Raw genomic sequence first — 13,690 nt, 5'->3', positions numbered from 1 at the left:
CGGCGGCCTGCGTTTCATCGCGGCCGCCGGAACCAGGCAAGAAAAGGTGAGGCATGGCATCCTCGAATGGCAGTCCAATCCTGGAGATCAAGGACGTAACGAAAGTCTTCGGCTCCGTCTCCGCGCTGAAGGGCATGCAGCTGCGCGTCATGCCGGGACGCGTGCACACGATCCTCGGAGAGAACGGCGCGGGCAAATCGACCCTGATGAAGATCCTTGCCGGCGTCTATCAGCCGACATCGGGCAGCATCCGCCTTGGCGGTGAGCCCTATGCCCCGGCGGGGCCGCAGGATGCGACGAAGGCCGGCCTGACGATCGTCTTTCAGGAACTCAGCCTTTGCAACAACTTGACCGTCGCGGAGAACATCCTGGCGACGCGGGAACCGTCCCGCTACGGCTTCATCAACGACAAGGCGCTCATTCGCGAAGCGGCCGAATTGGTCGCAGAACTCAAGCTGCCCGTTTCCGTCACCGACAAGGTGGGCGATTTGTCGATCGCGCAGCGGCAGTTGGTCGAAATCGCCAAGGGCCTCAGCATCAAGGCCAAGGTCGTCATTCTCGATGAGCCGACATCTTCGCTCAGCGACAACGAGGCGGAAATTCTCTTCGACATCATTTCGCGCCTGAAGGCCCAGGGCGTCGCGATCATCTATGTCTCGCATCGCATGGAAGAGATCATGCGGTTGAGCGACGACATTACGGTCGTGCGCGATGGCAGCTACATCACCACGCGCGACAAGACCGGGACGACGATCGAGGAGCTGATCGCGCTGATGGTCGGCCGCGACATGAACGAGATCTACCCGCCGCGCGATGTGCCCGCACCTTCTGCGGATCAAAAGGCGGCCCTGTCCGTCCAGGGATTGTCGCGCCCGGGCGAGTTCGACAATATCAGCTTCGACGTGCGAGGCGGTGAAATCCTTGGTTTCTTCGGTCTGATCGGCTCCGGACGATCGGAAGTGATGAACACGCTCTTTGGCATGAGGCAGCCCTCCGCGGGCACCATCTCGATCGACGGCAAAAAGATCGCCATCCGCTCGCCCGTCGAAGCGATCGACAGACGCATTGGTTTCGTCACCGAAAACCGCAAGGAAGAAGGCCTCGTCCTTGCCCATAGCGTCGAAACGAACATTTCGATGGTGGCGCTGAAGGACTTTGCCGACGGCTTCGGCTTCCTCAAGCGCCGGCGCGAACGGCAGGCCGCCACGGCGGAGGTCGGTCGCCTCGCCATCAAGACGGCCTCGCTCGAAACCGTGACCGGTTCCCTGTCGGGCGGCAACCAGCAGAAGATCGTTCTGGCGAAGTGGTTGCTGACCAGGCCGCGAATTCTCATCCTCGATGAGCCGACGCGCGGCGTGGATGTCGGGGCCAAGTTCGAAATCTACAAGATCATCCGCCAGTTGGCGGCAGAAGGAACCGCGATCCTGCTGGTGTCCTCCGAACTGCCGGAAGTCATCGGCATGAGCGATCGCGTCGTCGTGATGAGCGAAGGCCGCATGACGGCAATCGCGGCGCCGGACCAGATGACGCCCGAAAAAATAATGAGCTTTGCGACGGGATTCCTATCATGAGCAACACCAGCGCAGCCAACGCTGCCTATAGCCGAGCCCTCAAGCAGTACGGCGGCATCTTCTTGTCGCTCGTTGCCCTTTGCGTGATCTTTTCCCTCACCAACGGGCGCTTCATGTCGGTCGCCAATTTCCTGAACATTCTTCAACAGGTGGCCGTCATCGCCATTGCCGCCTTCGGCATGACATGGGTCATCCTGCTCGGCGAGATCGACCTTTCGATCGGCTCCATCATCGCGGTTGCCGGCATGGTCGGAGCGCAATGCATTCTTTTCGGCCTCGGCTTCGTGCCCGCCATCGTCATAACCGTCCTTGCCGGCGCGACACTCGGCCTGGTGAACGGCGCGCTGACGGCAAAGCTCATGCTGCCATCCTTCATCGTCACGGTGGCGACCATGGGGATTTACCGCGGCCTCGTCAGCCTTCCGACCAACGGCGCCCCGGCGATGATCATGGACCCGAGCTGGACGGCGATCGGCACCCAGAGCTTCATCGGCATTCCGATCGTCATCTGGTTCGTGGCTGTGCTGTTCGTGTTCAACCATATTCTCCTCAGCAAGACCACGTTCGGACGCAGGGCCTATCTGACGGGCGGCAACAAGGAAGCGGCGCTCTATTCCGGCATCAAGGTCGACAGGCTGAAGATCACCATCTTCATGATCTCCGGCGTCATGTCGGCCATCAGCGGCATCCTTCTCTCCTCCCGGCTCTTCTCAGCGCAAACCAATGCGGGAATGAGCTACGAACTGGATGCTATCGCGGCTGCCGTCCTTGGTGGTACAAGCCTTTCGGGAGGTGTTGGCACCATGGTCGGCACGTTGATTGGGGCGCTCATCATCGGCGTTCTCAACAACGGCATGAATATGCTGTCCGTTCCCTATTTCTACCAACTCATCGTCAAGGGCGTCGTTATCCTGGTGGCCGTCTATCTGGATGTGCGCGCGAAACGAGCCAAGCAGTAAATCAGGGCACCATTGCACCATGTCGAAAGTCCTTACCATCGGCGAAATCCTGGTCGAAATCGTTGCCACCGATCGCGGAAACGGTTTCCGCGAAGCGGTCCCGCTGATTGGCCCCTTCCCGTCCGGAGCGCCGGCCATCTTCATCGATCAGGTCGGCAAGCTCGGACAGCCCTGCGCCATCATCTCGCGCGTCGGCGATGACGATTTCGGCTGGGTGAACACCAATCGGCTGCAGGAAGACGGCGTCGATATTTCGGGCATCGAAGTCGTTCCCCAGGGCACGACAGGCAGCGCCTTCGTGCGCTATCGCGAGGACGGCAGCCGCGCTTTCGTCTTCAACATTCGCCACAGCGCCTGCGGCACGATCACGCTGTCGGAGAAGACGCTGGCGCTCGTCGACGGTTGCAGCCACATGCACGTCATGGGCACCGCGCTCTATTCTCCAAGCGTGGTCGAAAGCGTGCTGACGGCGGTCGAGCGGATCAAGGCGAACGGCGGAACCGTCTCCTTCGATCCTAACCTGCGCGCGGAAATTCTCGATACGCCCGGCATGCGCGAAGCGCTGCGGACGGTGCTTTCGAAAACGGACCTGTTCCTGCCGAGCGGCGAGGAACTGTTCCTGTTTACCACGGCCCAGACCGAGACGGAGGCCGTCGCGGATCTTCTGGGACGCGGGATCAAGGCCATCGTCATCAAGCGTGGCGCCGCGGGTGCCACCTATCACGATGCGGAACTGCATCTGCATCTTCCGGGCTTCGAGGTCGAGGAAGTCGATCCCACAGGGGCCGGCGACTGCTTCGGCGCCACCTTCGTCACCTTCTGGCTGAGAGGGGCAAGCCCTGCCGATGCCCTCCGCTACGCCAATGCATCGGGAGCGAGGGCGGTCACGAAGGCCGGCCCGATGGAGGGTGCCTCGACGGAGGCCGAGCTTCGTTCCCTTATAGACTCACAAGGAATTGCCTGACATGCAGACCAGCTATCTGTCCGACATCTCGACCTGGCGCGACCGCGCGAGCCTCAAGGGTATCCCCTCGATCTGCTCGGCGCATCCGACCGTTATCGAAGCGGCGATGCTGCATGCCAAGCGCAAGGATTGCCACCTGCTCGTGGAAGCCACCTGCAATCAGGTGAACCAGGACGGCGGCTACACGGGCATGACGCCTGCCGGCTTCAAGGAGTTTGTCGAAAAGATTGCCGCAAAGACAGGTTTTCCACTGGAACGATTGATCCTTGGCGGCGATCACCTTGGCCCAAATCCCTGGAAAACGCTGCCGGCAGATGAGGCGATGGCGAAGGCCTGCGAGATGATCAGGGCCTATGCCGAGGCGGGGTTCACCAAACTGCATCTCGATACCAGCATGGGCTGCGCCGGCGAGCCGGTCGCCCTCCCCGATGCCCTGACGGCGGAGCGTGCCGCCCGTCTTGCGGCAGTCGCGGAAGAGACGCTTCGGGAGGTGCCGGGCGTGAAGCCCGTTTACATCGTCGGCACCGAAGTTCCCATTCCGGGCGGTGCGATGGAGGAGCTCGACGTTCTGGAGGTGACCAAGCCGGAGGCGGCCCTTGAAACGATTGCCGTTCATCGCCGCGCCTTCGAGGCGGCCGGCGTGACCGAGGCGTTCTCCCGCGTCGTCGGTGCGGTCGTCCAGCCGGGCGTCGAGTTCGGCAACGAGAACGTGATCGCTTACATTCCCGAGAAAGCAGCCGCCCTGAGCGAGACGCTCGCGAGCCTGCCTGGCCTGGTCTTCGAAGCCCATTCCACCGACTATCAGAGCCGCGATGCGCTTCGGCAACTGGTGCTGGACGGCTTTGCGATCCTGAAGGTGGGGCCGGGTCTCACCTTCGCGCTTCGGGAAGCCTATTACGGCCTCGATCGGATCGCCGAATTCCTGTTCCCGGACAAACGGCCGGAAACGCTTGTCGCCGTCATCGAACGGGTCCTGACGCACGACCCCAGGAACTGGGAAAAATACTACCATGGCTCGGATTTCGAGCGGCACATCCAACGTCATTTCAGCTACAGCGACCGCATCCGCTACTACTGGCCGCAGCATGAAATCGCGGAGGCCGTGACGTCGCTTTTCGCGCTGCTGGAAGGCCTCGACATTCCCGAAACGCTGATCAGTCAATACTTGCGCCCAAGCTATCAATCGGTTCGCCAAGGCAAAATTGTGCCGCGCGCCGAGGCACTCGCCCTTGACGCGATCGACCTTGTTTTGGAAGACTATTTCGAAGCCTGCCGGTGACGATTTCCGGACGGGTGCTGAACAGGGCCCCGAAAGAAGTGCCTAAGATCCAGATCGATAACTGCAGGGTGGAACAAGGGTTGTCAGAAAAGCCCATCAAGACCATGGAGGACTTTTCCGAGTTTGTCGGGCTGTCCAGACCAACGGTATCGAAGTACTTCAACGACCCCACATCCGTAAGGAAGAAAACGCGCGACATCATCGAGGCCGCTTTGAAGGATAGCGGCTTCCGACCCAATATCTTCGCCGTGAACCTCAATCGCCGCCGCAGCAACATTCTCGGAATCATCGTTCCCGACACGACCGATCCGTTCTACATGGCGCTGACCCGCCGCATCGAAGTCATCGCCAACGGTTCCGGTTATCTTGCATTCGTCCTCTCGTCGGACGGCGACCCGGCACTCGAAGCCCGCGCGATCGAAACGTTGCGATCGATGAACGTCGCCGGCGCCGTTATCGCGGCACTTGGCGCCAAGTCTCAGCAAGATACCCTGCATGCCCTGGGACAATCCATCCCTCTCATCTATGTCGACTCTCCTCTGGACGACACTTCTCCGTTCGTCGGCACGGACAATCGCCAAAGCTTCAAGCTGATGGTGGAGTATCTGTGCCGGTCGGGCGAGCCGCCCTGCTATCTGGGCATGCCTCTGGTCAACACCAATGCCAGAACGAGAGAGCAGGCCTATGTCGATGCGATGCGGCAGTTGAACAAGGAGCCGGTCGTTCTGCCGATTTCAACCGGCGACACCTGGGATTTCGAGCGGTTCGGCTTCGAGCAGACGGTCCGGTTCATCGAAAGCGGCGGTTTTCCGACCAACACCATCTTATGTGCAAACGATCGGATTGCCTTTGGCGCGATTGCTGCGGCATATCGTGCCGGTATCAAGGTCGGACAGACCGGCCAGGGCGAGCTGAGAATTGCCGGCCATGACGATCACCCGTTGTCGCGCTACGCCTGTCCGCCTATCACGACCGTCGCGCAGGACTACAAGCAGATTGCCCAGGGTGCCATGGATCTTCTGTTTCGCATGATCGACCAGGACGATGGGAATGTGACGGCGGTCGACGCTTCGACCATATTGCTGCATGGAGAAATCATGCTTCGCGGCTCGGCCTGACTGGAAGGGCCGATGCGAGAAGGGCCTCCATAAGAGGCCCTTTCCGATAAGACTATTCGATAATCTTGACGACCTTGCGCGTCTCCGGCTGAACGATCACTCGCTCATGGTTGACGACCGCATAGGCGTAGGTTGGGTTGTCTGGGACCGGTGTTACGACAACGGCCTCGGGCAGCGGCTGACCGACGACGATCTTGTCCTGCACGACGGCCTCGGCCGCAGGCGCCGGCTGTTCCTCGACATAGGTGACGACCTTCTGCGGCGGCGGATCGATTGCGCTTCCGACAATGGCGCCCGCCACACCGCCGACGGCGGCACCCACGGGACCGCCCACGACGGCACCGGTAACCGCACCGCCCGCGGCCCCTGTGACCGTCGAGGATTGCGCGAAGGCTGACCCAGCGAGAAGGCCAAAGGCGGCCGCCGCTGAAACGATGGTTCTCGTATTCATAGCATTCTCCTTTGCTGTTCGGCTCGTAAGAGCTGAAAGGGGAATGGCTGCGGCATCAGATTGTTCCTCCGGACGGAGGGGGCCGGGCGATCACAACTTGCAGCCCCACGAGAAAATCCGTGAAGGACTGGAGCCCGCCGACGAAGTGCCGACGGGCAGCGCAAATCAGAATTCGTCATCCCGATAGATGACCTTCCCGTTGCAGATCGTCATCACCGGCAATACGCCGGAGAGTTCATCGCTCGGCACGCTCGTCAGGTCCGCATCGAGAATGACGATGTCGGCGAGATAGCCCGGCGCTAGCTTGCCCTTCCGGTCTTCCTGGAATTCAACCCAGGCGCCTGCACGTGTATAGGCATGCAACGCCTGATTGAGCGTCACCGACTGGTCCTTGCCGCCGTCATGCCAGGGCTTGCGGTTGACCGCTGCCTGAATGCTGGCAAGCGGCTCGAGCCGGGAGACCGGCCAGTCGGATGAGAAGACGAGAGGGACTCCGCTCTCCAGAAGCTCGCGGGTACGGAATGCGATGTCTTCGCGCTCGCGACCGATCCGGGGGAGATAGGTTTCCACCGGAAAATCCATTGCGCCCGGCGGATGGGAAGGCTGCATCGAGGCGACCACGCCCAATTCGGCGAAGCGAGGAAAGTCGCTTTCCTGGAGCAGCTCGATATGTTCGATGCGATGGCGTGAATCGCGTGGCCCGTTGGCCGTACGGGCGACCTCATAGGCATTGAGGACCTGCCTGACGGCACCATCGCCGATAGCGTGGACCGCGACCTGCAGGCCCAGGCTGTCGGCAAAGGCAATCGCCTCGTTGAGGTCTTTATCGGAGAACAGCTGCGTGCCGTTATGGTCGGGTGCGTCGGTATAACCATCGACCAGCACGGCGGTGCCCGATTCCACCACGCCATCGGCAAAGATCTTGACGAAATCGCAGGTCAGGAAATCGTTCTGAAACTCCTGCCGCCAATCGGCGGCAGCCCTGATCTCCGCCGCCGGAGTGCCGGGCTTGAGCAGATACGGCACCCTAACACGGATCGGCAGCGCATCCTTTGCCTGCAGTTCGCGCAGCATGTCGAGCTGGTAGTAGTTGCCGTCCATGTTCTGGATCGACGTGATGCCGTTGCGCGCGCAATAGGCCAGCCCTTCGCGCAAGGCTGCGATATCGCTTGCGCGCTGTTCCTGCGTGATGCCGGAATCCTCCGCCGTCGTGACGGCGCCCAGCTGGTCCCGACCGCCGGACGGCGAAAGGGCATAGACCCGGTTCATCGCCGGCGCCTCGCGCAGTTCGCCGGTCGCAAGGCCATCCGGCCCGGTGACGACCTCGCTGCCGTGCCCGACGTCCGCGCCCTTGTCGATTCCGGCCAGTGTCAATGCCAGCGTATTGGCCCAGCCAGTATGGTGGTCGGCGGAGGCAATGAGCAACGGAATGTCCGGGCAGGCGGCATCGAGATCCTCGCGGCGCGGCATCCGCTCGTCGGTGATGAAGTTGTAGGGAGCGGAGTGTCCGACGATAAAATCCAGCTCCGGATTTTGCGCGCGCCAGGCGGTAATCCGCGCTCTCAGTTCGTCAATACCCTTAACATCGGCGACCGGAAGCTGCTGCAGCGACACGCTGCCGCCGAATATATGCAGATGCGCTTCGTTGAAGCCCGGCAGGATGGTCGCGCCCTTGGCGTCGATGACCTGTGTTTTCGGTCCCCGCAGCACCTCGCATTCCGCCTCCGAGCCGACCCGTACGATCCGATTGCCGATAATGGCTATGCTTTGCGCCAGTGGACGATCCGCATCCATGGTGCGGATCGCACCGTTGCGGATGATGGTATCTGCGGTAATGGTCATGCCTCTCTCCCTGATATGAACCAGATCCGCAAAGGAGCCTCACTTTGCGGTTCGTCTCGAATAAAGCTTCAGGCGGCCGCGGTGATGTGCTTCACGCCCTGAAAGCCCGCCAGTCCCCATGGGCCGAGTTCGCGGCCGATGCCGCTGGCCTTGAAGCCGCCCCACGCGCTTTCGGGATAGACGATCTGCGGCGTGTTCACCCAGATATGCCCCGCCTCGAGTTTGTCGGCGATGCGTCCCGCCCGATCGGCGTCACCCGCGGCGACGCTTCCGGCCAGCCCGTAGCTGGACGCGTTGGCAAGTTCGATCGCTTCCGCGTCCGTGGCGAAGCTGCGCGTCGCAAGCACCGGGCCGAATATTTCCTCGGCCCATACCCGGCTGGTGGTCTTAACGTTGCGATAGATGGTCGGCGCGACAAGATGGCCCTCGCCGAGCGCATGACCGCCGGTGATGCAATCGCAGCCTTCGCTGCGTGCTACGTCGAAATAATTGAGCACCTTCCGGAATTGCGCGGCAGTGGTCAGCGGACCCATATCGCAACGCCCGGCAAAAGGAGAGGCAACGGCCATGCCGCGAACACGCTCGACGAGCGCCTCCATCAGCTTTGCCTCGATCGCCTCGTGAACAAGCAGGCGCGAGGTTGCCGAGCAAACCTGCCCCGCGTTGAAGAATATCCCGAGCGCGACGCACTCGACGGCAAGCGCGAGATCGGCGTCTTCTGTCACGACGATGGCGGATTTTCCGCCAAGCTCCAGCGTCACCGGCAGCCCATGCGCCGACGCGGCCGCCATGACTTTCGTTCCGACGGCGTTGGACCCGGTAAACGAAATCTTTCGCAAGGCGCGGGCGCCGGTCAACGCCATGCCGACCTCTGCCGCGCCGGTGACGATATTGAGCACACCCGGCGGCAGGCCGATCTCGTTGGCAATGACGCCATAAATCAGTTCGGCGAGCGGCGTTGCCTCGGATGGCTTGAGAACGGCGGTGCAACCGGCGGCGAGAGCAGGGGCAATCTTCCAGGCGCTCGTCACCAGCGGGAAGTTCCATGGCACGATCAAGCCGACGGGACCGATCGCTTCATGCCGCACACGCCCCCTGTGCGCTCCCTCGCCGAGGCTTGACCGCGCATCCTGGCGCTCGTCGAGCGTATCGGCGAGTTTTGCGTAATAATCAAATGTCGCCACGGCGTCGCCCAAGTCGATTTCAGCCTCGGGACGCGGCTTGCCGCCGTTCGTCATCTGGATGACACGCAATTCGTCGGCGTGGCGTTCCAGTCCGCGGGCAAAGCCGCGCAGATAGTGTGCCCGCATCGCAGACGGCATTGCAGCCCAGCTCGGAAACGCATGTTCCGCAGCGGAAACGGCGCGGCTGACGTCTTCCGGACGAGCGGCGGCGATCCGGGTGACTGGAGCTCCGGTGGAAGGATCAAGAACCTCGATGGCCGCCGGTGCTTCGCCGCGCTCCCAAACGCCGTTGATAAAAATGGTTTCGTCACGATGGAGGTCAGTCATGTCAAGCTCCAGTTTCCGGGGTCAGGATAGAGGAAAGCCCAGGCTTCCGACGATCTTCAGCCAGAGTTTGCGCCAGCCTCCCTTGCTGTCGGCCGTATCGAGCGCATGCATGGTCAAGCACGCGCCCAGATAACGGAAAGGCTCGGGTGGAATGACGTTCGGCATCGTCCGCGCAAATTCGAGGTTCAGTTCCGGCCGTTCGGAGCCGGCAAGCTTCGCCAGCCCGATCTCCGCACCGAAACGGCTGGCGGAAACGCCGAAACCGGAATAGCCGCCCGCATAGATCATCTTGCCGCCGTGATAGGTCTGGAAATGCACGGCCATGCGGGTGGTAAGCGCGATGGGGCCGCTCCATGCGTGAGTGAAGCGAATATCGTCGAGCTGGGGAAACGTGCGGAAAAATGCGTCGGCCAGCCGGCCGTAAGGGGCCGGCGTCCGGTCGAGCTCGGGATCGCGAGGACTGCCGTAGAAGTAGCCCAGACGCCCTCCGAACAATATTCGGTTGTCGCGGGTAAGCCGCATGTAGTTGAGCTGCGTGCGCGTATCATAGATGCCTTGGCGATTGCGCCAGCCGATGCGGTCCATCTGCTCGGGGGTCAGCGGCTCGGTCATCAGGATACGGTCGCGAACCATGGCGACGCGCTTCTTGATGCGATCATGACCGGCGGCGAAGGCGTTCGTTGCCAGCAGGACCTGCCTGGCGCGGATCTCGCCGTCGCGCGAGGTAACGGTCACCGCGTTGCCCTCATCCTCGAGGCGCTTGAGCGGGCTGTGCTCATGAATGCGCACGCCAAGCGACAGAGCCGCGCGTTTCAGGCCCCAGGCCAATTTTGCCGGATGCAAGGTGCCGCTGTTCTTGCGCGCCCAAAGTGCACCTTCGAACAAGGGCGAATTGACCTCTGCGCGCGTTGCCTGAGCATCCAGCAACTGCACCTCATGACCGTGCGTCCTGTGAAGCTCGTATTCCTCGCGAAGGGTCGGAAGGTTTTCGCGGCCCACGGCAACGGTCAACTCGCCGTTCCATTCGGCGTCGCAATCGATCTGGTGCTGGGCAATCGTCCTGAGGAATCCGGCAATATTGTTCTGACCGAGCACCTCAAGCTGCGCCAGATCCCTGGGGAAGATCCGAATTGCGTTGTGCAGCCCATGCATTACCGAGGTCGATACGATCGCTCCGGGCCGCCCCGAAGCTCCAGACGCGATCGTCTCGGCTTCGATCAGCAGGACATCCCGTTCCGGGTTGGCCTCCTTGGCTATTATCGCGGCCCAAAGCCCGGTGAACCCGCCCCCGACGATGAGAAGGTCCGTCTCCGTTTTCCCGATCAGCGGCGCCTCGGGTTTGGGAGCGCCGGCCGTGTCGAGCCAGTAGGGATAGAATGTGACGCTGGCGAGTGCACGATTCGAAAGCATTGAGTTCTCTTGGATCGTCTTCATGAAAAGCAGACGCGCGGCGGCGTCCGCTCATGATTCATCGGCCGTTCAGCCATTCAGCAGAACGTAGACCTTGCGCAACGTTTCCAGGACCTCGAATCGGCCTTCGAAACCCTTGGGAACGATGTAACTGTCGCCCGGTCCGAATACTTCCGTCCTGCCGTCCTGGCCCGTCAGGGCAACCCGGCCCGAAAGCACGATGCAGAACTCGCTGGTCTCGGGGTAGCTCAACGTTTCGGCATAGGGCGTGCATTCCCAGGTGCCGACCAGGAACTTGCCGTCCTTGGTTTCGTAGTGCATCGCACCGCTCTCCTCGGGCTTGCCGCTCAGGACCGCTTCGGGCGGAACGACAGCGCAAGGTTCAAGCGCACCGGTGCTAAGTCCTTCGCTGGACAATCGAATGATGGAATTCACCTCAAGCTCCTCTTCGTGCAGCCCATGGAAGCAGGCCGCCTTGATGAGGAGATTTGTAGAGACCGACCAGCAAAGGGAAAATCACGCTTTACATTTGTTTGGATTTGCTCCTCTCAATGAATGCATGAAAATTTCTGGCACAGATCTTCATCTCCTGGCCGTATTCGACAGCGTCGTCCGCAATGGAGGTTTTTCGGCTGCCCAGGCCGAACTTGGCCTCAGCCAGCCGACGATATCGAACCATATTACCGCGCTTGAGGCCCGGCTTGGGGTCATCCTTTGCCAACGCGGGCGGCGCGGATTCCAGATGACGGAAAAGGGGCGCCATGTGCATGAGATCGCCGTCGATCTCCTGCGCCGCATAGACGTCCACTCCACTGCTTTGACATCCCTGAAAGGCAGCCTGGTCGGCCAATTGAAAATAGCCGTCGTGGATTGCATCGCCACGGATACGACGCTGAAACTGACCGATGCGATCATGAGGCTGACGGAAAAGGCGCCCGGCATCCGGCTGGAACTGGAGGTCGACACGCCCGGATCGATCCTGCGCAGGGTTTCCGATGGCGACATTCACGCAGGCATCGGCAGCTTCGATACGAGGATCAAGGGACTTTCCTATTCCGATCTCTATATGGAAAGCCACTCGCTCTATTGCGGGAAGGCACATGTGCTCTTCGCCATGCCGGAGGAACAGATCACGCAAGAGCATATGGACCAGTGTGTCTGGGTCCATCGCGGCTACTGGAGCCGCCAGCGAAAAAAGGCGCAGCAGGTCATCGAGGCAGACCGGATCGTCGATCAGATCGAAGCGCAGATCCTGTTCGTGCTGAGCGGCGCCTATGTCGGGCTTCTGCCCGACCACGCCGCCGCCCGCTATGTCCTGGAGGGGCGGCTGAGGCGCTTGCCGCCGCATGAAGACAATTTCAGCTGCCAGATGCAGCTGGTGCAGAAGAGCGGACAGCATCCCCGCACCTTTCAGCTGTTCAAGGAAACATTGATCGGCCTGCACCGCCCCCATGCCGCCAAGGCGGGCAAGTCGTCCTGACAACGGCAGGGTTTGACGAGATGGAATGCCCTCGCCGGCATTACATTCGGATTTCTCAACGCAAATTCCTGCACATTGGAATGTTACTGCCACGGAACTGTCTCCAATCTGCTCGGAGTGTGAACTTTCGAGTGGATCAATGGTATTCAATCAGCCCTTAGGTGGTAACGAAATGCCCCGCTTCGGCGGGCCGGTCACAATGATGCGTCTGCCCGCGGCGAAAACAGCCGAAGGGCTGGACGCATGCTTTGTCGGCATTCCCATGGATATCGGCACGTCGAACCGATCCGGTACGCGGATGGGCCCCCGGCAGATCCGGGACGAGAGCCGGATGATCCGGCCTTACAATATGGCGACGGGGGCCGCCCCCTTCGAGCGGCTTCAGGTTGCCGACATCGGCGATGTGCCGATCAATACCTTCGACCTGAAAAAGTCGGTCGACATCATCACCGAATTCTATCGCGGGATTTTCCGGCACGGAGCCAAGCCGCTGACGCTCGGCGGCGACCACACGCTGACCTGGCCGATCCTGCGGGCCGTCAAGGAGAAGCACGGACCCGTCGCTCTCATTCACGTCGACGCGCATTCCGATACGAACGAGCATATGTTCGGCGAAACCGTCGCCCATGGCTGCCCGTTCCGCCGCGCCTTCGAGGACGGCTGCCTCCAGAACGACAAGGTGTTCCAGATCGGCCTGCGCGGCACCGGCTACAGCCCCGACGATTTCAACTGGGGGCGCAAGCAGGGTTGGACGTGCATCCAGGCGGAGGAGTGCTGGTGGAAATCGTTGACGCCGCTGATGGCTGAAATCCGCGCGAAAATCGGCGATGCGCCGGTCTATCTGAGCTATGACATCGACAGCCTCGATCCGGCTTTTGCGCCAGGCACCGGAACCGTCGAAGTGGCGGGCCTCACCACCCAGCAGGGCCTCGAAATCATCCGTGGCTGCGCGGGCCTCAACCTTGTCGGCGGTGACCTGGTGGAAGTGTCGCCGCCTTACGATCCGTCGGGCAACACGGCGGTAATCGCGGCAAACTTCCTTTACGAGATGCTTTGCGTGCTGCCCGGCGTGGCGAAACAGTCATAGCCGGCACGCCAGCCTATA

General features: G+C 61.4%; 12 protein-coding genes. 7 read left to right on the top strand and 5 right to left on the bottom strand.

Annotated features, from left to right (window positions below; translation table 11 throughout):
• Positions 1 to 53: 53 nt before the first annotated feature.
• From GR212_RS30685 to GR212_RS30665, 5 genes are all read left to right on the top strand, one after another.
• The gene (locus GR212_RS30685; RefSeq protein ID WP_163992692.1) at positions 54 to 1,571 is read left to right on the top strand and encodes a sugar ABC transporter ATP-binding protein; all 1,518 of its coding nucleotides are present in this window, start codon (positions 54 to 56) and stop codon (positions 1,569 to 1,571) included.
• Positions 1,568 to 2,530, top strand: coding sequence for an ABC transporter permease (locus GR212_RS30680; protein WP_163992690.1), 963 nt, complete (start codon positions 1,568 to 1,570; stop codon positions 2,528 to 2,530). The genes GR212_RS30685 and GR212_RS30680 overlap by 4 nt, the downstream gene beginning before the upstream one ends.
• Before the next feature lie 19 nt (positions 2,531 to 2,549).
• Positions 2,550 to 3,494 (top strand): tagatose kinase, encoded by a 945-nt coding sequence (locus GR212_RS30675; RefSeq protein WP_163992688.1) that lies wholly within the window; start codon positions 2,550 to 2,552, stop codon positions 3,492 to 3,494.
• Position 3,495: 1 nt separating this feature from the next.
• Positions 3,496 to 4,773, top strand: a complete 1,278-nt coding sequence (locus GR212_RS30670) for a D-tagatose-bisphosphate aldolase, class II, non-catalytic subunit (RefSeq protein WP_163992686.1) — start codon at positions 3,496 to 3,498, stop codon at positions 4,771 to 4,773.
• Between the two features lie 104 nt (positions 4,774 to 4,877).
• Positions 4,878 to 5,891, top strand: coding sequence for a LacI family DNA-binding transcriptional regulator (locus tag GR212_RS30665; protein ID WP_163992767.1), 1,014 nt, complete (start codon positions 4,878 to 4,880; stop codon positions 5,889 to 5,891).
• Positions 5,892 to 5,943: 52 nt separating this feature from the next.
• Here GR212_RS30665 and GR212_RS30660 read toward each other — a convergent pair whose 3' ends face one another.
• The 5 genes from GR212_RS30660 to GR212_RS30640 all read right to left on the bottom strand — a co-directional run bounded on the left by GR212_RS30660 (position 5,944) and on the right by GR212_RS30640 (position 11,540).
• A complete protein-coding gene (locus GR212_RS30660) occupies positions 5,944 to 6,342 on the bottom strand; it encodes a DUF1236 domain-containing protein (protein ID WP_163992684.1) in 399 nt (132 codons plus the stop codon).
• A gap of 165 nt (positions 6,343 to 6,507) precedes the next feature.
• The gene (locus GR212_RS30655; RefSeq protein ID WP_163992681.1) at positions 6,508 to 8,184 is read right to left on the bottom strand and encodes an amidohydrolase; all 1,677 of its coding nucleotides are present in this window, start codon (positions 8,182 to 8,184) and stop codon (positions 6,508 to 6,510) included.
• Between the two features lie 68 nt (positions 8,185 to 8,252).
• Positions 8,253 to 9,695 carry an aldehyde dehydrogenase family protein gene (locus GR212_RS30650; protein WP_163992679.1) on the bottom strand — a complete coding sequence of 481 codons (1,443 nt, stop codon included), beginning with the start codon at positions 9,693 to 9,695 and terminating at the stop codon, positions 8,253 to 8,255.
• 21 nt (positions 9,696 to 9,716) lie between these two features.
• Positions 9,717 to 11,105 carry an NAD(P)/FAD-dependent oxidoreductase gene (locus tag GR212_RS30645; protein ID WP_163992677.1) on the bottom strand — a complete coding sequence of 463 codons (1,389 nt, stop codon included), beginning with the start codon at positions 11,103 to 11,105 and terminating at the stop codon, positions 9,717 to 9,719.
• A gap of 69 nt (positions 11,106 to 11,174) precedes the next feature.
• On the bottom strand, positions 11,175 to 11,540 hold the full coding sequence (locus tag GR212_RS30640) for a cupin domain-containing protein (protein WP_163992675.1): 366 nt from the start codon (positions 11,538 to 11,540) through the stop codon (positions 11,175 to 11,177).
• A gap of 124 nt (positions 11,541 to 11,664) precedes the next feature.
• Between GR212_RS30640 and GR212_RS30635 the strand changes: the two genes are divergently transcribed.
• Together GR212_RS30635 and speB are read left to right on the top strand one after the other, a co-directional pair.
• The gene (locus GR212_RS30635) at positions 11,665 to 12,585 is read left to right on the top strand and encodes a LysR family transcriptional regulator (protein ID WP_163992673.1); all 921 of its coding nucleotides are present in this window, start codon (positions 11,665 to 11,667) and stop codon (positions 12,583 to 12,585) included.
• A gap of 139 nt (positions 12,586 to 12,724) precedes the next feature.
• A complete protein-coding gene (gene speB, locus GR212_RS30630) occupies positions 12,725 to 13,672 on the top strand; it encodes an agmatinase (protein WP_163992671.1) in 948 nt (315 codons plus the stop codon).
• Positions 13,673 to 13,690: the final 18 nt, after the last annotated feature.

Origin of the sequence: Martinezella lusitana, from assembly GCF_010668395.1 — a bacterium.
GTDB lineage: Bacteria > Pseudomonadota > Alphaproteobacteria > Rhizobiales > Rhizobiaceae > Rhizobium > Rhizobium lusitanum_A.
The sequence above is the reverse complement of the archived record's forward strand: the minus strand, read 5'-3'. Positions and strand labels throughout refer to the sequence as shown.